The organism is Pseudomonas parafulva, assembly GCF_000800255.1.
Lineage (GTDB): Bacteria > Pseudomonadota > Gammaproteobacteria > Pseudomonadales > Pseudomonadaceae > Aquipseudomonas > Aquipseudomonas boreofloridensis.
The window spans coordinates 1,413,242-1,432,236 of sequence record NZ_CP009747.1 but is presented as its reverse complement, the minus strand read 5'-3'; the positions used below and the strand labels follow the sequence as shown (position 1 = coordinate 1,432,236).

At 63.3% G+C, this 18,995-nt stretch carries 11 protein-coding genes; 4 read left to right on the top strand and 7 right to left on the bottom strand.

Features of this window, described 5'->3' with window-relative positions; translation table 11 throughout:
* Positions 1-101: 101 nt before the first annotated feature.
* The 3 genes from glgB to NJ69_RS06365 all read right to left on the bottom strand — a co-directional run bounded on the left by glgB (position 102) and on the right by NJ69_RS06365 (position 7,758).
* Entirely contained in the window at positions 102-2,315 is a 2,214-nt protein-coding gene (gene glgB / locus NJ69_RS06375; protein ID WP_039577231.1) for a 1,4-alpha-glucan branching protein GlgB, read from the bottom strand.
* A gap of 70 nt (positions 2,316-2,385) precedes the next feature.
* Positions 2,386-5,697, bottom strand: a complete 3,312-nt coding sequence (treS, locus tag NJ69_RS06370; protein WP_039577228.1) for a maltose alpha-D-glucosyltransferase — start codon at positions 5,695-5,697, stop codon at positions 2,386-2,388.
* A gap of 27 nt (positions 5,698-5,724) precedes the next feature.
* Complete coding sequence (locus NJ69_RS06365) at positions 5,725-7,758, bottom strand: alpha-1,4-glucan--maltose-1-phosphate maltosyltransferase (RefSeq protein WP_039577225.1); 2,034 nt, start codon at positions 7,756-7,758, stop codon at positions 5,725-5,727.
* Positions 7,759-7,893: 135 nt separating this feature from the next.
* Here NJ69_RS06365 and NJ69_RS22735 point away from each other — a divergent pair, with 135 nt between their 5' ends.
* Positions 7,894-8,055 carry a hypothetical protein gene (locus NJ69_RS22735; protein WP_162889510.1) on the top strand — a complete coding sequence of 54 codons (162 nt, stop codon included), beginning with the start codon at positions 7,894-7,896 and terminating at the stop codon, positions 8,053-8,055.
* Between the two features lie 49 nt (positions 8,056-8,104).
* On the opposite strand, the gene NJ69_RS06360 is transcribed toward NJ69_RS22735, so the two are convergent.
* Both NJ69_RS06360 and NJ69_RS06355 read right to left on the bottom strand, forming a co-directional pair.
* Positions 8,105-9,769 carry an AMP-binding protein gene (locus tag NJ69_RS06360; RefSeq protein ID WP_039577222.1) on the bottom strand — a complete coding sequence of 555 codons (1,665 nt, stop codon included), beginning with the start codon at positions 9,767-9,769 and terminating at the stop codon, positions 8,105-8,107.
* 283 nt (positions 9,770-10,052) lie between these two features.
* Complete coding sequence (locus NJ69_RS06355) at positions 10,053-10,709, bottom strand: LexA family protein (protein ID WP_039577219.1); 657 nt, start codon at positions 10,707-10,709, stop codon at positions 10,053-10,055.
* Positions 10,710-10,838: 129 nt separating this feature from the next.
* Here NJ69_RS06355 and NJ69_RS06350 point away from each other — a divergent pair, with 129 nt between their 5' ends.
* On the top strand, positions 10,839-11,147 hold the full coding sequence (locus NJ69_RS06350; protein WP_029614090.1) for a DUF6124 family protein: 309 nt from the start codon (positions 10,839-10,841) through the stop codon (positions 11,145-11,147).
* Between the two features lie 104 nt (positions 11,148-11,251).
* Here NJ69_RS06350 and proP read toward each other — a convergent pair whose 3' ends face one another.
* Positions 11,252-12,751, bottom strand: coding sequence for a glycine betaine/L-proline transporter ProP (gene proP, locus NJ69_RS06345; protein WP_039577216.1), 1,500 nt, complete (start codon positions 12,749-12,751; stop codon positions 11,252-11,254).
* A gap of 195 nt (positions 12,752-12,946) precedes the next feature.
* Entirely contained in the window at positions 12,947-17,320 is a 4,374-nt protein-coding gene (locus NJ69_RS22175; RefSeq protein ID WP_080754723.1) for an NEL-type E3 ubiquitin ligase domain-containing protein, read from the bottom strand.
* A gap of 121 nt (positions 17,321-17,441) precedes the next feature.
* On the opposite strand from NJ69_RS22175, the gene NJ69_RS06335 reads away from it, so the two are divergent.
* Complete coding sequence (locus NJ69_RS06335) at positions 17,442-17,813, top strand: glyoxalase superfamily protein (RefSeq protein WP_039577214.1); 372 nt, start codon at positions 17,442-17,444, stop codon at positions 17,811-17,813.
* A gap of 113 nt (positions 17,814-17,926) precedes the next feature.
* Entirely contained in the window at positions 17,927-18,943 is a 1,017-nt protein-coding gene (locus NJ69_RS06330; protein WP_039577212.1) for a branched-chain amino acid aminotransferase, read from the top strand.
* Positions 18,944-18,995 lie beyond the last annotated feature (52 nt).

The following is an 18,995-nucleotide window of genomic DNA, read 5'->3' as shown; positions in this document are numbered from 1 at the left end:
GAAACTGACAAAGTTATCAGGTGCGGCGCACCTACTGCTGCACGAACGCCTTGGCCACGACCAGAGCGGGCCGCTGCCAAGGCGCAGACTGCCTCATACGCTTACTGGCCAGGTCTCATCACCAATACGCCCAGCGGCGGAAGGTTCAAGGCCAGCGACATCGCCTGACCGTGGCTGGGCAATGGCTCAGCCTGGACGCCGCCGAAGTTGCCCATATTGCTGCCGGCATACAGCTCGGCATCGCTATTGAGCAATTCCACCCAGTGCCCTTCGAACGGCACGCCGACGCGGTAATCCTGGCGCGGCACCGGGGTGAAGTTGGCCACCACCAGCAACGGCTCGCCCGCACTGCTCCAGCGCAGCCAGGCGTAGACGCTGTTCACTGCATCGTCGCCGATCAGCCATTGGAAGCCCTGGGGCTGGCAGTCCTGCTCGTGCAAGGCGGGGTACTGGCGATACAACCGGTTGAGATCGCCCACCAGCTTCTGCACGCCCTGGTGCTCGGAGTACTGCAGCAGGTACCAGTCCAACTGCTGGTCATGGTTCCATTCGCGCCACTGGCCGAACTCGCAGCCCATGAACAGCAGCTTTTTCCCCGGGTGCATCCACATGAACGCCAGATAGGCGCGCAGGTTGGCGAACTTCTGCCAGCGGTCGCCCGGCATCTTGTCGATCAGCGAATGCTTGCCGTGCACCACCTCGTCGTGGGAGATCGGCAGGATGAAGCGTTCGGAATAGGCATAGACCAGGCCAAAGCTCAGTTCGTTGTGGTGATGCGCGCGATGGATCGGATCGTTCTGGATGTAGTGCAAGGTGTCGTGCATCCAGCCCATGTTCCACTTGTAGGCGAAGCCCAGGCCGCCCTGCTGGGTCGGCTGGCTCACGCCGGGCCAGGCGGTGGATTCCTCGGCGATGATCAAGGCACCCGGGGCCTCGTGCAGGGCCACATCGTTGAGCTGGCGAATGAACTCGATGGCTTCGAGGTTCTCGCGCCCACCATGACGGTTGGGCACCCACTCCCCCGCTTTGCGCGAATAATCCCGATACAGCATGGACGCCACCGCGTCCACACGCAGGCCGTCGATGTGGAAGTGCTTGAGCCAATGCAGTGCCGAGGCCAGCATGAAGCCACGGACTTCGTTGCGGCCCAGGTTATAGATCAGCGTGTTCCAGTCCTGGTGAAAGCCTTCGAGCGGGTTGTCGTACTCGTACAGCGCGGTGCCGTCGAAGCGCGCCAGGCCATGCTCATCGGTGGGAAAGTGCGCCGGCACCCAATCCAGAATCACGCCAATGCCGCCTTGGTGACAGGCGTCGATGAAGGCGGCGAAATCTTCGGCCGTGCCATAGCGCGAGGTGGGCGCGAACATCGACAGCGGCTGATAGCCCCAAGACCCGCCGAACGGGTGCTCCATGATCGGCAGCAGCTCGATGTGGGTGAAGCCCAGTTCCTGCACATAGGGCACCAGGCGCTCGGCCAGCTCACGCCAGTTGTAGAAACGCGCGACTTCGCCAGCCTCGTTCAGCTCACAGCGCCAGGAGCCGGCGTGCAGTTCGTAGATCGACAGCGGCGCGCTGTAGGCATGGCGTTGGGCGCGCTGCTCCATCCACTGCTGGTCCTGCCACGTATGGCCCAGCGCACCGGCCACCTTGGAGGCCGTGCTGGGCGGCAGTTCCGTGGCCCGAGCCAAGGGGTCGGCCTTGAGCGGCAGCACGCCATCACGGCCCAACACCTCGAATTTGTAGGTCTCGCCTACGGCCAAGCGCGGGATGAACAACTCCCAGACACCGGCATTGTGGCGCAGGCGCATGAGGTGGCGACGGCCATCCCAGTTGTTGAACGCCCCGACCACCGAGACGCGCCGGGCATTGGGCGCCCACACCGAGAAGCACACCCCGTCCACGCCCTCGACCTGCATCGGCTGGGCGCCGAAACGCCCGGAGAGGTCACGGTGGTTGCCTTCGGCGAACAGGTACAAGTCCATTTCGCCCAGTTGCGGGCCGAAACTGTAGGGGTCTTCAGTGGTCTGCTCGCCCCCGGCCCAGCCGATCTGCAAGCGGTATGGGCTGCGCGTATCGACATGTGCAAAGAACAGGCCCGGCAGGCTGCCCTGCTCCATCTGCGCCAGCACTCGATCATCGTCGCGCGCCAGCACCCTTGCACTCAGCGCCCCCGGCAGGAACGTGCGGATGACCTGACCGCCTGCACCGTCATCGTGCGGCCCCAGCACTGCAAAAGGATCGGCATGCTCGGCGCTGGCCAGGGCGTCGAGATCGCGCTGCCGAAGTCCGCCATTGCTGCGCGTGGTTGGATTCATCTGACTCTTCCTTAACAGGTGATTTCGGTAGTGGGCTCAAACGTAAACGGTGACACCGACAACAGGTCCTTCAAGACTCGCCCCACGTGCTGATCAGTCCATGCAAGCCATGCAAAGGCACGGCCAGCCAGCTCGGACGATTCTCCGCTTCATAGGTGATCTCGTACGCGGCTTTCTCCAGGCAGAACAACTCCAGTGCCGCACGCTCGCCGTCGGCCTGCTGCCAGGCATGGGGCATGGCGGCGGTGGCAAGGCCGTAGGCTTGAACGAAGGCATGACGTGACTGGTGCAGGTATTGCCGGGCGATGCGTTGACGGGCCTGACCGGCAGCCTCGGACGAGTCCACCGCCGAGGCGCTGCGCAGGATCATCGCAGCAGCATAGTCGAAGGAGCGCAGCACACCGCTGACGTCTTTGTACGGGCTGTGCATGGCACGCCGTTCGTCCAGCGGACGCGAAGGCTCACCTTCGAAATCGATCAGATAGGCATCGCCCTGCACCACCAGCACCTGCCCCAGATGCAGGTCGCCGTGCACGCGCATCAGCAGACCCCCTTGGGCCTGCTGCGCCAGGTGTTCGATGTGCTGGGCCAAGCCTTCGCGCTGTTGTTGCAGATCGTCGACCAGCGCCTGGCTGTCGGCATCCAGCTGCGCGCGGTGCTGGCCCAGCAGGTCCAGCGCGTGGCTCAGTTCGGCGGCGATCTGCGCGCCCCAGCGCGCACTGTCGGTGGCCTCGCTGGGGCGCGGTGCGAAGGCTGAATCATCGGTCGGCGCGCCAAGCAGCAGGTGCATCTCACCCAGGCGTTGGCCCAGCAAGGTGGCAAAACCGGCCAGCTCGGCCAGGGCATCGGTATGCGCCTCGGCGCTGGCAGGGTTGGGCTCCATCTCATCGCGGATCGCCCGCTCCAGGGTGTTCTGGGTCCAGGACCAGGCATCGCCCTGATTGCTCAAGTAGCCTTGGGCGATCATCAACAGGTGCGGTTGCTCCTGCGCATCCACGCGGCTGACCCAGGCCAGTAACGGCGAGATATTGGCGAACCCGGCTGCCGTGAGGTAGGCGCTCATTTCCAACTCGGGGTGGATGCCCGGATTGACCCGGCGGATCAACTTGAGGACGACACGCTCTCCAATCACCACCGAACTGTTGGACTGCTCGGCACTGAGGTAGCGCACCGCGCTGTCTTCGCCCAATTGCAGGGCAGCCAGTTGCTCGGTGCACTCGAAGCGCAGCCCTCCCGCTTCGGTCGGCAGTTGGCTGCCCTCCTGGCAGGCCCGCAGCACGGCGCGGATGAAAGGTTCCTGGACGAAGGCGTCGGTGATCAAGCCGACCTGACGCCCGCGACGCACTCGCGACAGCGCCAGTTGCTGGGGCAAGGCGCTGTTGATCTGCTCTTCGGGCAGCAGACCGAGTGGCAGTTGGTAATGGGTGCTCAGGCCGTCGCTGACCACCTCCAACTCGCTGAGCAGCACCGGGTTGGTCGGGGTGCCGAAGCGCACGCCATAACGGATGCGCACCGCATCGATCGGCGCTTCCTTACCGGCGAACCAGCGGCGCTTGGGCAGGTACTGGGGCAGGATGGCGTCCTGCAGGGTGTCGACGGAGGGCGCTTCGAGCAGTTCCTCCAGGCGCTGGCGCAGCACGAGCGTGGTCAATTCGGGCATTCCTTCGGAGGGTGTGTTGTGCCAGCTGGGCAGGCTGTCGTGGGAGGCCAGCAGGAACCAATAGAAACCATAAGGCGACAGGGTCAGCAGAAACGGCAGTTGTCCGATCGGCGGGAACGCGTTGCCGCCGAGCATTTCCACCGGCACCTTGTCGACATAGGCCGACAGGTCCAGCTCGGCGGCCTGGGCGGCGCGCGACACGTTGGCGACACAGAGGATGACTTCAGTACTGCCCTGGCCATCGGTGTACTCGCGCACGTACGCCAAGATGCGGCGGTTACTCGGGCTGAGCATCCTCAAGGTGCCGCGACCGAAGGCCTTCTGCTGATTACGCACCGCCAGCAGGCGGCGGTTCCAGTTGAGCAGCGAATGCGGGTCGTGGCCTTGCGCTTCGACGTTGACGGTCTGGTAGCCGTACAGCGGGTCCATCACCGGCGGCAGCACCAGGCGCTGCGGGTCGGCTTTGGAAAAACCGCCGTTGCGGTCAGGCGACCACTGCATCGGCGTGCGCACGCCATCGCGGTCACCCAGATAAATGTTGTCGCCCATGCCCAGCTCATCGCCGTAGTACAGCGTCGGCGTGCCGGGCATCGACAGCAGCAGGCTGGTGAGCAATTCGATGCGCCGACGGTCGCGTTGCAGCAGCGGCGCCAAGCGACGGCGGATGCCGAGGTTGATGCGCGCTCGACGGTCTTCGGCGTAGTAGTTCCAGAGGTAGTCGCGCTCGCGGTCGGTGACCATCTCCAGCGTCAGCTCATCGTGGTTGCGCAGGAAGATCGCCCACTGGCAGTTGGCGGGAATCTCCGGGGTCTGGCGCAGGATATCGGTGATGGGGAAACGGTCTTCCATGGCCAGGGCCATGTACATGCGCGGCATCAAGGGGAAGTGAAACGCCATGTGGCATTCATCGCCATCGCCTTCGCCGAAATACGGTCGCGTGTCTTCCGGCCACTGGTTGGCCTCGGCCAGCAGCATGCGGTCGGGGTAGTTGGCGTCGATCTCGGCGCGAATCGCCTTGAGCACCCGATGGGTCTCGGGCAGGTTCTCGTTGTTCGTGCCGTCGCGTTCGATGAGGTAGGGGATCGCATCCAGCCGCAGACCGTCCACGCCCAGGTCGAGCCAGAAGCGCATCACCCCGATGACCGCCTTCATCACCTGCGGGTTGTCGAAGTTCAAATCGGGCTGATGGGAATAGAAACGGTGCCAGAAGTACTGGCCTGCGACCGGGTCCCACGTCCAGTTGGACTTCTCGGTGTCGAGGAAGATGATCCGCGTGCCGTCGTACTTCTGGTCGTCATCGGACCAGACATAGAAGTCGCGGGCCTTGCTGCCGCGCTTGGCACGCCGTGCACGCTGGAACCAGGGATGCTGGTCGGAGGTGTGATTGATGACCAGCTCCGTGATCACCCGCAGCCCACGCCGATGCGCCTCGGCAATGAAGCGTCGGGCGTCGGCGAGACTGCCGTAGTCCGGATGCACGGACTTGTATTCGGCGATGTCATAGCCATCATCGCGCCGTGGCGAGGGATAGAACGGCAGTAACCAGAGGGTGTTGACGCCCAGCGCGGCGATGTAGTCGAGCTTGCTGATCAGGCCGGCAAAATCACCGATGCCGTCATTGTTGGCATCGAAGAACGACTTGATGTGCAACTGGTAGATCACCGCGTCCTTGTACCACAGCGGGTCGTCGATGAAGGCTGCCGGGCGGGAACGCTTGGCCATGGGGGACTCCTTGGAAGACGACCGTGATCAATCCAGACGACTGATGCGCCAGATACCGAACGGCTGATACCCAGGATCGATGCGCATCCATTGGGTCTTGCCATGCCAGGTCCAGCGGTGCCCGGTCATCAAATCCTCGCCGTGGGTATCGGCGTGGTCGTCCAGCCCCAATTCCCACAGCGGCAGCTCGAAGTGCGCCTCCTGTGGGGTGTGCGGGTCCAGGCTGATGGCGATCAGGATGTAGTTGTCGCGCTCGGCGGTGCGCTTGGCGAAGTACAGGATCTGGTCGTTCCAGCAATTGAGGAAGGTCACCCCCAGATGCGTCTGCAAGGCGGGGTTTTGCCGGCGGATGCGGTTGAGCTGGGCGATCTCGGCGATGATGTTCCCAGGCGCGGTGAAATCCCGCGGACGGATCTCGTACTTCTCCGAATTGAGGTACTCCTCCTTACCCGGCAGCGGCGCGCCTTCGCACAGCTCGAAGCCCGAATACATGCCCCACAAGCCCGAACCCATGGTCGCCAACGCGGCGCGGATGAGAAAGCCGGCACGGCCGTTGTTCTGCAGGAAGAACGGGTTGATGTCCGGGGTGTTGACGAAGAAATTGGGCCGGTAGCACAGGCTCCAGGGCGGCTGGTTCAGCTCTTCGAAATACTCGCGCAGTTCTGGCTTGGTGTTGCGCCAGGTGAAGTAGGTATAGCTCTGCGCATAACCGACCTTGCCCAGCCGCGCCATCATCGCCGGACGGGTAAAGGCTTCGGCGAGGAACAGCACGTCAGGGTACTGGCTACGCACATTGGCGATCAGCCATTGCCAGAACGGCAGCGGCTTGGTGTGCGGGTTGTCGACCCGGAAGGTACGCACGCCCTCTTGCACCCAACCGATGATGACGTCACGCAACGCCAACCACAGCGACGGCACGGCGTCGGGCGCGTAGAAATCGACGTTGACGATGTCCTGATACTTCTTCGGCGGGTTTTCGGCATAGCGGATGGTGCCGTCCGGGCGCCAACTGAACCAGCCGGGGTGCTCGGTGAGCCAGGGGTGATCCTGGGAACACTGGATGGCGAAATCTAGGGCGATTTCCAGGCCGTGCTCGGCAGCGGCGGCCACCAGGCGGCGAAAGTCTTCACGGCTGCCCAGTTGCGGATGGATGGCCTCGTGGCCGCCGTCAGGGCTACCAATGGCATAGGGACTGCCCGGATCGTCGGGACCGGCCTGCAGGGAATTGTTGCGTCCTTTGCGGTGCTGTTTGCCGATGGGGTGGATGGGCGGGAAATACAGCACGTCGAAGCCCATGTCGCGGATCATCGGCAGGCGCTGATGCACATCGTTGAAGGTGCCGTGACGTTCGGCCTCGTCGGTGATCGAACGGGGGAACAGCTCGTACCAACTGGCGAAAAGTGCCTGCTCCCGGTCCACATCCACCGGCAATTCGCGGCTGCACGTCAGATAGCTGCGGTGCTCAGCCTTGCCCATCAGCTCGGCGCTGTGCGGGTCGAGCAGCAATGCCACCTGCTCATCGGCCGACAGGCTCGGCAGGCGCTGCTGCAACGTCTGCAACTGCTCGCGCAACGCGCCTTCACTGCGGTCCACGCCCTTGCCCAGCAGCAGCCGACCTTCTTCCAACTCCAACGTCACCTCGACCCCGGCGTGGTACTTCTTTTCCAGGTCGTGACAATAGGTGGCGTAGGGGTCGATCCAGGCTTCGATGCAAAACAGGTGAAGGCCCAACTCAGCGGGTGTGAATTCGGCAGTCCACAGGTCGTTGCCTTCAGCGAGCATCGGCACCGCGTGCCATTGGCGACTGTGCGCCTGGCGCCAGTGCAGCAGCACCGACAGGCGGTCGTGGCCGTCGCTGTAGACCTTGCTGGTCACCGCCACCGGCTGGTTGCGGATGGCTTTCACGGCAAATGCCCCACCGTCGAGCACCGGCGTGGTGTCTTCGATGACGATACGCGGCGCCAGCAGCGCCTGGGACAGATTGATGGCCTGGTCGGGATGATCGTTGGCCTTGGGCACTTGCTCGAAAGGCGCTGCTGCGACGGGCTCGTTACCTGACATCGGACCTTGCTCCCCTGGCTGGTGGCGATAAGGGTTCAGAGCCTGGGGCTAGAGCGGGGTTCCATAAAAATTGAGCGATTGCTGCCCAAGGCCTGTCGTACCTGAACACCCCAGCAAGACCAACGAGGTCCGGCCATGAACATTCCGACCAATCCTGAAACACCCGATCCGAATATCGACGAACCGACACTGCCGCCGCCATTGCCGGAAGAGGACCCAGACCCGTTGCCGATCAAGCCGACCGTACCACCGACGGTGGGCGATCCGCCCAGTGATGAGCCGCCGGTCAAGGCGTGAAGATCGTTCAATGCACTGATCCGTCCTGGGGCGGATCGTGCTCTGCTGGTCAGTGTCCCTCCAACTGAGCAATCGTCAGTTCGCGCATGCGAAACTTCTGAACCTTGCCTGTCACCGTCATGGGGAACTCATCGACGAAGCGGATATGCCGCGGCACTTTGAAGTGTGCGATGCGCGCTTTGCACCAGTCCGACAGCGCCTCGACCGTGACGCTATGCCCGGGATGCAGCTTGATCCAGGCCACGATCTGTTCGCCGAAACGCTCACAGGGTATGCCCACCACCTGCGCTTCGGCGACCGCCGGATGGGTGTGGAGAAACTCTTCCAATTCGCGCGGATAAATGTTTTCGCCACCGCGGATGATCATGTCCTTGTTGCGTCCGACGATGCGCACATAGCCCTGCTCGTCCATCACAGCCAGATCGCCTGTGTGCATCCAACCGTCTGCATCGATCGCCCGTTCGGTCGCCTCTGGATCATTCCAATAGCCGAGCATCACGCTGTAACCCCGCGTACACAACTCACCAATCTCACCGCGCGCAACGATCTCGCCCTGCTCGTCCACCAGCTTGGTTTCGAGCTGTGGCTGGGTCCGCCCGACGGTGGTCACGCGTAACTCCAAGTCATCGTTCGGCCCGGTCTGCAACGACACCGGGCTGGTCTCGGTCATGCCATAGGCGATCTGCACCTGGGCCATGTGCATCTGCTCGATCACCCGACGCATCACCTCGATCGGGCACGTGGCACCGGCCATGATGCCGCTGCGCAGGCTCGACAGGTCGAGGCGGTCGCGCAGCGGATGGTCGAGCATGGCGATGAACATGGTCGGCACGCCGTAAAGCAGGGTCGCTCGCTCCTCGGCCACCGTGCGCAGCGTGTGCTCGGGATCGAAGGCGTCGTTGGGATAGATCATGGTACTGCCGTGGACGATACAGCCCAGGTTACCCATGACCATGCCGAAGCAGTGGTAAAGCGGGACCGGGATCACCAGGCGATCGTGCTCGCTCAATCCAAGGCTGCGACCCACCATGTAGCCGTTGTTGAGGATGTTGTGATGGCTCAAGGTGGCGCCTTTGGGCGCGCCGGTGGTGCCGGAGGTGTACTGGATGTTCACCGCCTGGTCGTCGTGCAGGGCGCACTCACGCGCGCGCAAAGCGGCCACCTCGATTTGCCCCGCGCGCTCGGCCAACATCGTCCAGGGCAGGAAACCTGCCGGCGGTGTGGTCGCCAGGCTGATTACCCCACGCAGGTCAGGCAAGCGTTCGCTGGCCAGGGGATGGCTGGCCAGTTCGGGCAACAGCGTCTGCAGCATCGCGTGGTAGTCGGACGACTTGAAGGCATCGGCGCACACCAGCCAACTGCAACCTGACTGTCGCAGCACATACTCGAGCTCGGCGCTGCGATACGCGGGGTTGATGGTCACCAGGATCGCACCGATCTTGGCCGTGGCGATCTGCAGGATGCACCACTGGGCGCAGTTCGGCGCCCAGATACCGACCCGCTCGCCGGGTGCGACACCCAACGCCATCAGGCCGCGGGCAGTCGACTCGACCTGCTCGGCCAGTTCGCGCCAGCGATAGCGCAGGCCCTGATGGCGCACCACCAGCGCCTCACGCTCCGGCCAGCGGGCGACCGTGGCATAGAATGCCTGGCCGAGGGTCTGGTCCAGCAACGGCACATCCTGGCGACCTTGGGTAGAGCTTGGTTGACTCATGGCTGTCCCTTCTTGTGATTGTTCTGGGCATGACTGAAGCAAGCGAGCGATACTGTGGCGCAGATTGACGTTTACGTAAAGGTGAAAAACACAGCGTCCGCTTGCGGCGAGGCGAGTCGGCCGCCCTGCTGTCTGGCGCTCAGGCACGACACAGGCACCGGCGCGCGGACGCGACCGGAGACGTTATGTAAGAAAAGGGAAATAGCGAAGGGTGACAACGATGCCAGTCATGTTAGGAGACGACTGATGGCCGTGTAGGCAACGACCCATCTGGCGGGCAGCCTCAGTGCCGCCCGTGCGAACGCACCACCACACCCAACACCTGCAAGTCTTCACCGCACAACAGCTTGGGGTAAGTCGGATTCAGCGGGCTCAGGTAGCGCTGACCACCGTCCTCCAGCAACTGCCGGAACACCGCCGATGTGCCGTTCTGTCGGGCGATCACCAGCTTGCCCGGTGCGGCCTGCACGCCGGGATCGACCAGCACCAGCATACGCTCGGGCACACTGGGACCGGTGGGCGCGCTCATCGCATCGCTTTCCACCGGGAGCCAGAACGCCTTGCCCTGCGCGCAATAATCGGTCTGCTCGTGGACGATGCAATCCTGCGGCAAAGGCCCGTCCAGTTCGGCCCAGGCCAGTACTGGATAGCGGAAGCACATGATGTACTGCAGGAGATCTTCGTCGTCCGGCGCGTTGCCGGGATAACGGCCGCTTCGCTCGGCCAACTGATCGATGCGCTCCATGCGCAGCGACACGTGAAGATGCGCCAGGCCCAATGCCTGCAGCACATCATTCATCATGGCCACTTTCGGCTGACGCGTACCGCGCAGCCAATGACCGACGCCACCTTGGGTGACCCCAACGCGTTCGGCGAGTTGCTCTTGCGAAAGCCCAAGCTCCCGCATCCTTTGCTTGACCAGCGCGATCCATTTTTCCATCGCCCGCACGATACGGACTGCCCGTCAGCGCTCAATACACATATTGTATTATTAATTGATCGATAAAAAATACTTTAAGTACTAATATCGTGAATGACTGATTTCCCTACAGCTCTCATAGGTAACAGGATGAAACCAATGACACATCCAGAAAAGGATTTGGACGGCGAAGCGGCACGCCGCGCTCTCGACTACTACCTCAACCCTACCCCGCCCCACGCCAGCATCGACGTGCTGCCCTGGACCGTGCGCGAAGACGTGTCGTCCGAGCAGGCCAGTGCCCATGCCATGGCCCTGTTGCGCTGCGCTGCCGCCACCGCCCAGGAAACCGGCAATCACCAGCAGGGCACCACCCGAGAGGTGTTGTTCGCCCTGATGCACATGCTGAACATGGCCCGGGCGCTGCTGGAACAGCGTCAAGGCTCATCGATCACGTAGGTGACAGGCGAAAAAAATCCCGGATCCTCAGCGCCTTGCAGGATCGCCTCGGAAACCGGGATTTTCTTGAGGAGCAGGCACTGTCTGCTCCTTGAACACGTCACTCAATCGATACGCGGATGCTGCTGCACCAGCAGCTTGCGCTTGTTCTCGAGCTCGGCGATCTGCTCGTCGATGTCCTCGATCTTCTGCTCGATGGTGTCGTGGTGCTCCTGCAACAGCTCCTTGGCCTCTTCCAGATCCGAAGCGGCAGGTGCAGCGCCGCGCAGCGGCTTGTTGGCGGTTTCCTTCATGGTAAGGCCGGTGATCAGGCCAATCACGGCGATCACCATCAGGTAGTACGCCGGCATGTACAGATTGTCGGTGGTTTCCACCAACCAGGCCGCAATGGTCGGCGTCAGGCCGGCTATCAGCACGGAGATGTTGAAGGCACTGGCCAGGGCGCTGTAGCGGATGTGCGTCGGGAACATCGCTGGAAGCGTCGATGCCATCACGCCAATGAAGAAGTTGAGCAGGATCGCCAACATCAACAGACCGGCGAAGATCACACCCAGACTGCCGCTGTTGATCAGCGCGAACGCCGGGATGGCCAGCACGAACAGGCCGATGCTGCCCACCAGGATGAAGGGCCGGCGACCGACCTTGTCGCTGAGGAAACCGATCACCGGCTGCACGAACAGCATGCCCACCATGATCGCGATGATGATCAACACCCCATGGTCTTCGCTGTAGTGCAGGTTGTGCGACAGATAGCTGGGCATGTAGGTGAGCAGCATGTAGTAGGTGACGTTGGTCGCGATCACCACACCGATGCAGGTCAGCAGGCTGCGCCAGTGCTTGGTGGCCACCTCCTTGAACGAAACCTTGGGACCACCGGCCAGGCCTTCGCGGTCACCCTGCTCGAGCTTGTCGACGTGCTGCTGAAACGCTGGGGTTTCTTCCAGCGCATGGCGCAGGTAGAGGCCGATGATGCCCAGCGGCAAGGCCACCAGGAACGGCAGGCGCCAGCCCCAGTCGAGGAATTTCTCCTCGCCGACGATGGCGGAGATCATCACCACCATGCCGGCGCCGAGCACGAAGCCGGCAATCGAGCCGAAGTCCAGCCAACTGCCGAGGAATCCGCGCTTGCGGTCCGGCGCATACTCGGCGACGAAGATCGAGGCACCGGTGTACTCGCCCCCCACGGAAAAACCCTGGGCCATCTTCGCCAGCAACAGGAGTATCGGCGCCCAGATGCCAATGGAGGCATAGGACGGTATGAGGCCAATGGCGAAGGTGCTCAGCGACATGATGACGATGGTCGCCGCCAAGACTTTCTGACGGCCATAGCGGTCACCCAGCGCACCGAAGAACAACCCACCCAGCGGGCGGATCAGGAATGGTACGGAGAAAGTCGCCAGGGCAGCGATCATCTGCACGCTCGGCGAGGCATTGGGGAAGAACACCTTACCCAGCGCATAGGCGACGAAGCCGTAGACACCGAAATCGAACCACTCCATGGCATTGCCCAGCGCCGCAGCGGTAATGGCCTTGCGCATCTTGGCGTCGTCGACGATGGTGATGTCCTTCAAGCCGATGGGCTTGACTCTCTTGCGTGATTTCATAAGCGAATACTCTGTAGCTGACCTGTCATGACAATCCGCTGTCCCAGGGGGCAGATCGGGCGGGCGAACGGTGATTCGGCCCGGTACCCATGAAGATGATGGCAACGGGCCCTATGGGGTCAGATACAAATGGACACTAAATAATTCCACGCTTGATGAATTTTTGTCCTCGCCATGCGCTTAAGCAGAAGGGTTTCAGCCATTGGTGGAAGACGTCACCGTTTTCCAGGGATGCAACTGCAGCAAGCGCAGGGTTTGCGCCAGGATCATTGATCGCTCGCCCTGCGCGCGGGCTTCGGCCAGCGCATCGATGGCTGCGAGGGTGGTCTGCTCGGGTGACTCTCCGGCCTGCTCCATCAGTATCTCCAGGCGCTCGTGATAAGGCGCGTTCAATGCATCGAACAGTTGCGGTTCGCTTTCGTGCAGGAACGCCTGCCAGAATGGTCTGTCCGACAGCGAGTCGGCGATTCGCGCTTCGCTCTCGGTCGTCAGAATCGTCTTCATCGCTTGTCGCAGATGCGTGTCGCTCACGCCTGAAAACAGCCGGTGATGCATGTAGCGCGACTGCGCTGGCAGGCCCAGTGGGCCAACCAGCCCGGCGCGGTAGGCCAGGTAAGTCTCGACCTCGTCGTGGAAACCGTAGGGGTCGCGCGCGCGCGCCGAAGCGATGTGCTCGCTGGCCACACGGTCTACCTCATCCAGGCGATACAACTCACGACCCAACTGCACCAGCGCGCCAGCCTGCCCGGCAACGTCCAGGCCGGCAGTGCGCACCGTGACCAATACCCGCACTTCGAGCAGGCTGAGGATCAGCAGCATCTGGTCAGAACAGGTACGCGGCCCTGCGGCTTGCTGGAACACGGCCTCGCGCACCTCAGCATCCTCTGCGCAGACGGCAATCATCTGCCACACCCGCCGACGCAGGTCCATGCCTTGAAAATCGTAGTCTTGCGAGCGGCCCAGGTCTTCTAGAAAGCGCATCAGATCGCCACTGCCGGACGCCTGTGCCAGTGCCGACCAGTGTTCCGTGCGCACCTCCCGCTCGGCGTCAGTGGAGCCGTCCAGCCAGCGCTCGAGCGATTCCTGCCCACCGGCGCCGTGACGACGTGTCGGTAACACCCCGTGCGCTTCAGGACTCAAGGCAGCCCGCGCCGCCGATTGCGTCGCCTCGGGCAGCGGATTGTCATGCAGGCTCAGATGCGTCAGGCGCCGCTGGGAATGCATCAGCGTCGGGCTCAGCTCGTCGAGGCGATTGTCACGCAGGTCGATGTCTTCCAACGACCAATGCATGTAGGCCTGCACGGGCAACTCGGTGAGGCCGGTGTCGCGCAGCGACAAGCGCCGCAGGTCGGGCATGCAGGCGATCGGTGGCACTCGTGTCAGGGGATTGTGCGCCATGTCCAGTTCGCGCAGTCGAGTCAAACGACTGAGTCGAGCCATGCCAGGTTCGTCGAGCACGATGTGGTTGCTTACCAGGTTCAACCAGGTGAGCTGGGTCAGCGACTCTATCCCCTCAGGAATGCACATCAGCAGGTTGTGGCCCAGGTCCAACCTGCGCAGATTGACGAATCGCGGCAAGAAGTCGGCGGGCACGCTGCTCAGGTGCAGACGGCGCAAGGTCAATGCGCTGACATGCTCGAAGCTGATCCCTGCCGCAAGCACCGGCAAACTGTCGAGCCGCTCGCTATCGATGACCAGACGATACTCGCCGTCAGCATCCGCACGCTTGCGCCGCCAGCAATGGCGAATGCGCCGTGCAGCCAGGCGCCGGCGCTCGACCAGTGCTGGTTGAGCGGCCTCACGGCGCCATGCGGCCAGGTGTTCGGTGAGCTGATCGAGTTGCTCGCTCAACCCTCTCAGGTGCTGCCAAGGCCGCTCGCCACGCTGACGTACGCCGTCCAGATACGCTTCCACCTGAACGTCGCTGAGGGTCGGGAAGATCTGCTGATAGCCTCGTATCAACGCGCCGCGCGAGTGGTGTGGCCGCCCACTCAACGGGTAGCCCAGGCGACCGTCGCCCAGCCGCCAAGGCGCACGCATACCAGGGCCCACAGGCTGTAAACCGATCAGGGCAGCCGCCTGATCGCGGTCGGCGCAGGCGCGATCGGCCAAGGCATTGGCCAGTTCGGCGCCGGATTCATCCGCAAGCCCCAATGAAGAACGCTGTTGTGTGTCCATCAACCACAACAGCGCCTGAAACAGATCGTCGCTGGCCTGGGCACCTGGCACTGGAATCCCGCCCTGGCCTACCGCCAGATAGCCTTCTCGCCCTCGCCATAACTGTCGCGTCTGGACAACTGGACCCTGGCTTGTCTGCGCGCGCAGTAGGCCTGCGGCGTGAGTCTCGCGTACCTCCACCCGTACCCCGCTCGGCCAGTTGGACCACTGGCCGATAAGGCCCAACGCCAGTCGCTCGGTGTCCGCATTCACCGCAGCGGCTTGCTCGAAACCCGCGCACGCCCTGTCCAGCCGACTGACGCGCAGGTTCCAGCGAGCCCTCTCGGCCAGCGCAAGCGGGACCCGACCCTGTTCGAGCAGAATGTCCACCTGCTCGCCCGTCGCCTCGGCCAGGATCGCGCTCGCCGCTCGACTGGACAGCGTCGGAAAGTCCCGCTGCAATGGCTGCGCAGCGCGGGGGGCGGTGGCCTGGGTCTGCCGGACATGGGCCTCGAAATCCTCGTCGCGCAGTTTCGGATACCACTGATGCAGGCGGTAGCGTTGAGCAGCATCGTAGAGCCGCGCCGGGGCCGGTGCGTTTTCCAGGTGCAAGCGCCGCACCTGCGCTTCGTTCATCCCAAGGCTGCGCAGCAGCGCGTCAGCCGTTTCGTCGCTGACCTGGCTGAAGCCGGCGCCCAAACGACGCAGCAGTCGACCGGATCCCGACCAATGGGCCACCGGCTCCAGCGCATGGTGCAATCCGCCATCTGCGTTGTCCTCCAGTCTGATCAGCGCAGCATCAGGTCGTTGAGGATGGACCAGCACCCCCGCTTCGACGCCCCCTTGCAGCCTGTAGGTCTGGCCTTCGATGCCCACATGACCGACCCCCTCGACCAGGCTGCGCTGGCCGTGCGCGAGGGGGTGTTCGGACACGGCATAGCCCGGCAGACGCGGATCGATCAATCGCCACTGGCCGTCGGACGCCCGGGTCGGTGCCAGATCATCGACCAGGCGGCTGCGGGCGAATCCGCCCACGGCGGCCTCGACACCCGCGCCGAGCGCCAGCCCGGTGACGTTCAGCGCCACACCCAGCACATGCCCCAAGGCGGCCTCACGATCACCCAATTCCCAGTCGCGATAGCCCTCGAAGACCTCGTCGACCAATTGCGCGGCAGCGATGGCCAGCAGCGGCAAGCCCAGCTGGGGTACATAGAAGCTGGCCAATCCCAGCAGGTCCAGGCCCAGCCCCTTGAGCCAGCGCAGACGCCGGTCGCGCTCGGCGCAATCAACCACACTGGTGGGCACGGCCAGCACCTGTGCGTCGGCCAAAAGCGTGTCGACCTGTACCCGGCGCAGGTGTGCGCACAGCGCACCGGTAACCGGTTCGCTTCGCCCGTCGAGCGGCAACGCGTCCTGTGCCGCGGCACCTTCGATGAGTCGGGCCAAGGTCCGGGCGAAGGGCACGCGGTCCTGTTCGCTGACGAAGCGCTGGAAGAAGCGTTGATAGTCGACTTCGCGCAAACGCTGGCCCACGGTCATGAACAGTGCATCCCAAGAGGCATGCGTGCTCAGTGGCGCCAGCGGATCGTCGGGGATCCATGCGATCAGTTCAGGATCCGTCGTACCCGAAGCACGGTGCCTCTGGAACACCACGACGCCCTGCAACCGATGGCCCAGCACACGGATATCCATGGCCGTGATCGGGCTCGGCGTTGAGTCGGCGAGCGCCTGCTGCACCTCGGTGTGGACCGATTCATCGATGTCGCCCTTGAGTCGGGCCACCCACAGTGCCGCCTCCAGGCCCGTACGCCATCCGGTTTCCAGGACGGCCTCGCTGGCTCGCCGCCGAGCGTCGTCTTCCATGAGCACCGTTTTCAGGTGCTGCTGGTAGCGCCCGCCCAGATCCAGCGTTCGACAGACGCCGGCGAACGCGCGAGGCTGCAAGGCGATGGCGTTGCCTTGGGCGTCGAGCAGCACCGAGCTGTCCCGCCACGCCGCCTTGGCGGTTTCTTCACGCTCGAAATTGTGCAACGCACAGGCCAACAGGCTTTGGGTGAAAATGCGCGGCACGATGCCGTCCGGGACCCAGCCGACCCCGGAAGGACTGCGGATCAACACCTGCCGACGCAATACGCTGCCTCGTACGTCGAGCGGCTGTTGCAGCAGTGTTTCCAAGGCTTCGCTGAGCAGAGGCGCGGCGAATTGATCCAGCGGTTGGATCTGCGCGAGTAATGTCTGTACCGCGTGCTGGGCACGCTGTTGGGCAACCAACGCCTGATGCACGGCCGGCAATTGCTCGGGGGTCGCGCCCTTGAGCCAAGCGGGTAGACGCCCGGCGATGAGCGTGTCGACCGAGTCGTCGGAAAGGGTATCGAAAGCCATGGGCAGCTCCACTGCGGGATAAACGTGCATGGAGCCAGCTCCGTTCAGCAGCCGGTGGTACTTATGTCGAGCTCGCGATCTGGCTGCATGGCTGGTCGCTCAGCGATCCAACTCGTTACACTGCGCGCTTTCTTCCGGTAAGGACGCCTCCATGCAATTGGCCCCCGCCATCCCTGTCCTGCGCATCTTCAGCGTCGACAAGGCCAAAGAGTTCTACCTCGATTTCCTCGGCTTCAGTCTCGATTGGGAGCACCGTTTCGCACCCGATCTGCCGTTGTATGCACAGATTCACCGCGACGGTTTGATCCTGCACCTGACCGAACACCATGGCGACGCCACACCCGGCTCGACCGTGTTCGCCCGACTGTCCGACCTCAGGGCGCTGGAAAAAGAGCTGCAGGCCAAGCGCTACGGCTACGCCCGGCCTGAAGCCGAGCGTGTGGACTGGGGCCTGCAGATGCAGATCCATGACCCGTTCGGCAACCGCCTGCGGTTCTGCGAGCAGATCGACGAGCAGCCGTAAAGCGCAATTGGTGACTGAACGTTTCCCATCCCACGCGGATGTATTATCGTGGCGAGGTGCGCATTCAGAAGCAGCCCGACCGATCGGGCCATTGCAAGACGATAGAGGGTGTCATGAGCAACGAGATCAACTGGGACAAGCTGGGCTTCGACTACATCAAGACCGACAAGCGCTTCCTGTCCGTGTGGCGCGACGGCAAGTGGGACAACGGCACCCTGACCGAAGACAACGTGCTGCACATCAGCGAAGGCTCGACGGCCCTGCACTACGGCCAGCAGTGCTTCGAGGGGTTGAAGGCCTACCGCTGCAAGGACGGCTCGATCAACCTGTTCCGTCCCGACCAGAATGCCGCACGCATGCAGCGCAGCTGCGCGCGTCTGCTGATGCCGCACGTGCCCACCGACATGTTCATCGAAGCCTGCAAGCAGGTGGTCAAGGCCAACGAGAAATTCATCCCGCCGCACGGCAAAGGTGCGCTGTACCTGCGCCCGTTCGTGATCGGCACCGGTGACAACATTGGCGTGCGCACCGCGCCGGAGTTCATCTTCTCGGTGTTCGCCATCCCCGTTGGCTCCTACTTCAAAGGTGGCATGAAGCCGCACAACTTCCAGATCTCCAGCTTCGACCGCGCGGCCCCGCAAGGCACCGGTGCGGCCAAGGTCGGCGGCAACTACGCGGCCAGCCTGCAGCCAGGTGCCGAGGCCAAGAAGGCCAACTTCGCCGACGCCATCTACCTGGACCCGTTGACCCACAGCAAGATCGAAGAAGTCGGCTCGGCGAACTTCTTCGGCATCACCGCCAACAACGAATTCGTCACGCCCAAATCCGCCTCGGTGCTGCCGGGCATCACCCGCCTGTCCTTGATGGAGTTGGCGCAATCGCGCCTGGGCCTGAGTGTCGTCGAAGGCGACGTGGAAATCGCCAAGCTCGATCGCTTCATCGAAGCCGGTGCCTGCGGCACGGCGGCGGTCATCACGCCGATCGGCGGTATCGAGTACAACGGCAAGCTGCACGTCTTCCACGACCTGGAGAAGGTCGGCCCGGTCACCCAGAAGCTGTACCACGAGCTGACCGGCATCCAGAGCGGTGACGTGGAAGCGCCGGCAGGCTGGATCGTCAAGGTCGCCTGACACTCGGCGGCGTAATGAAAACGGGGCGTCCCATTGGCTGGGACGCCCCGTT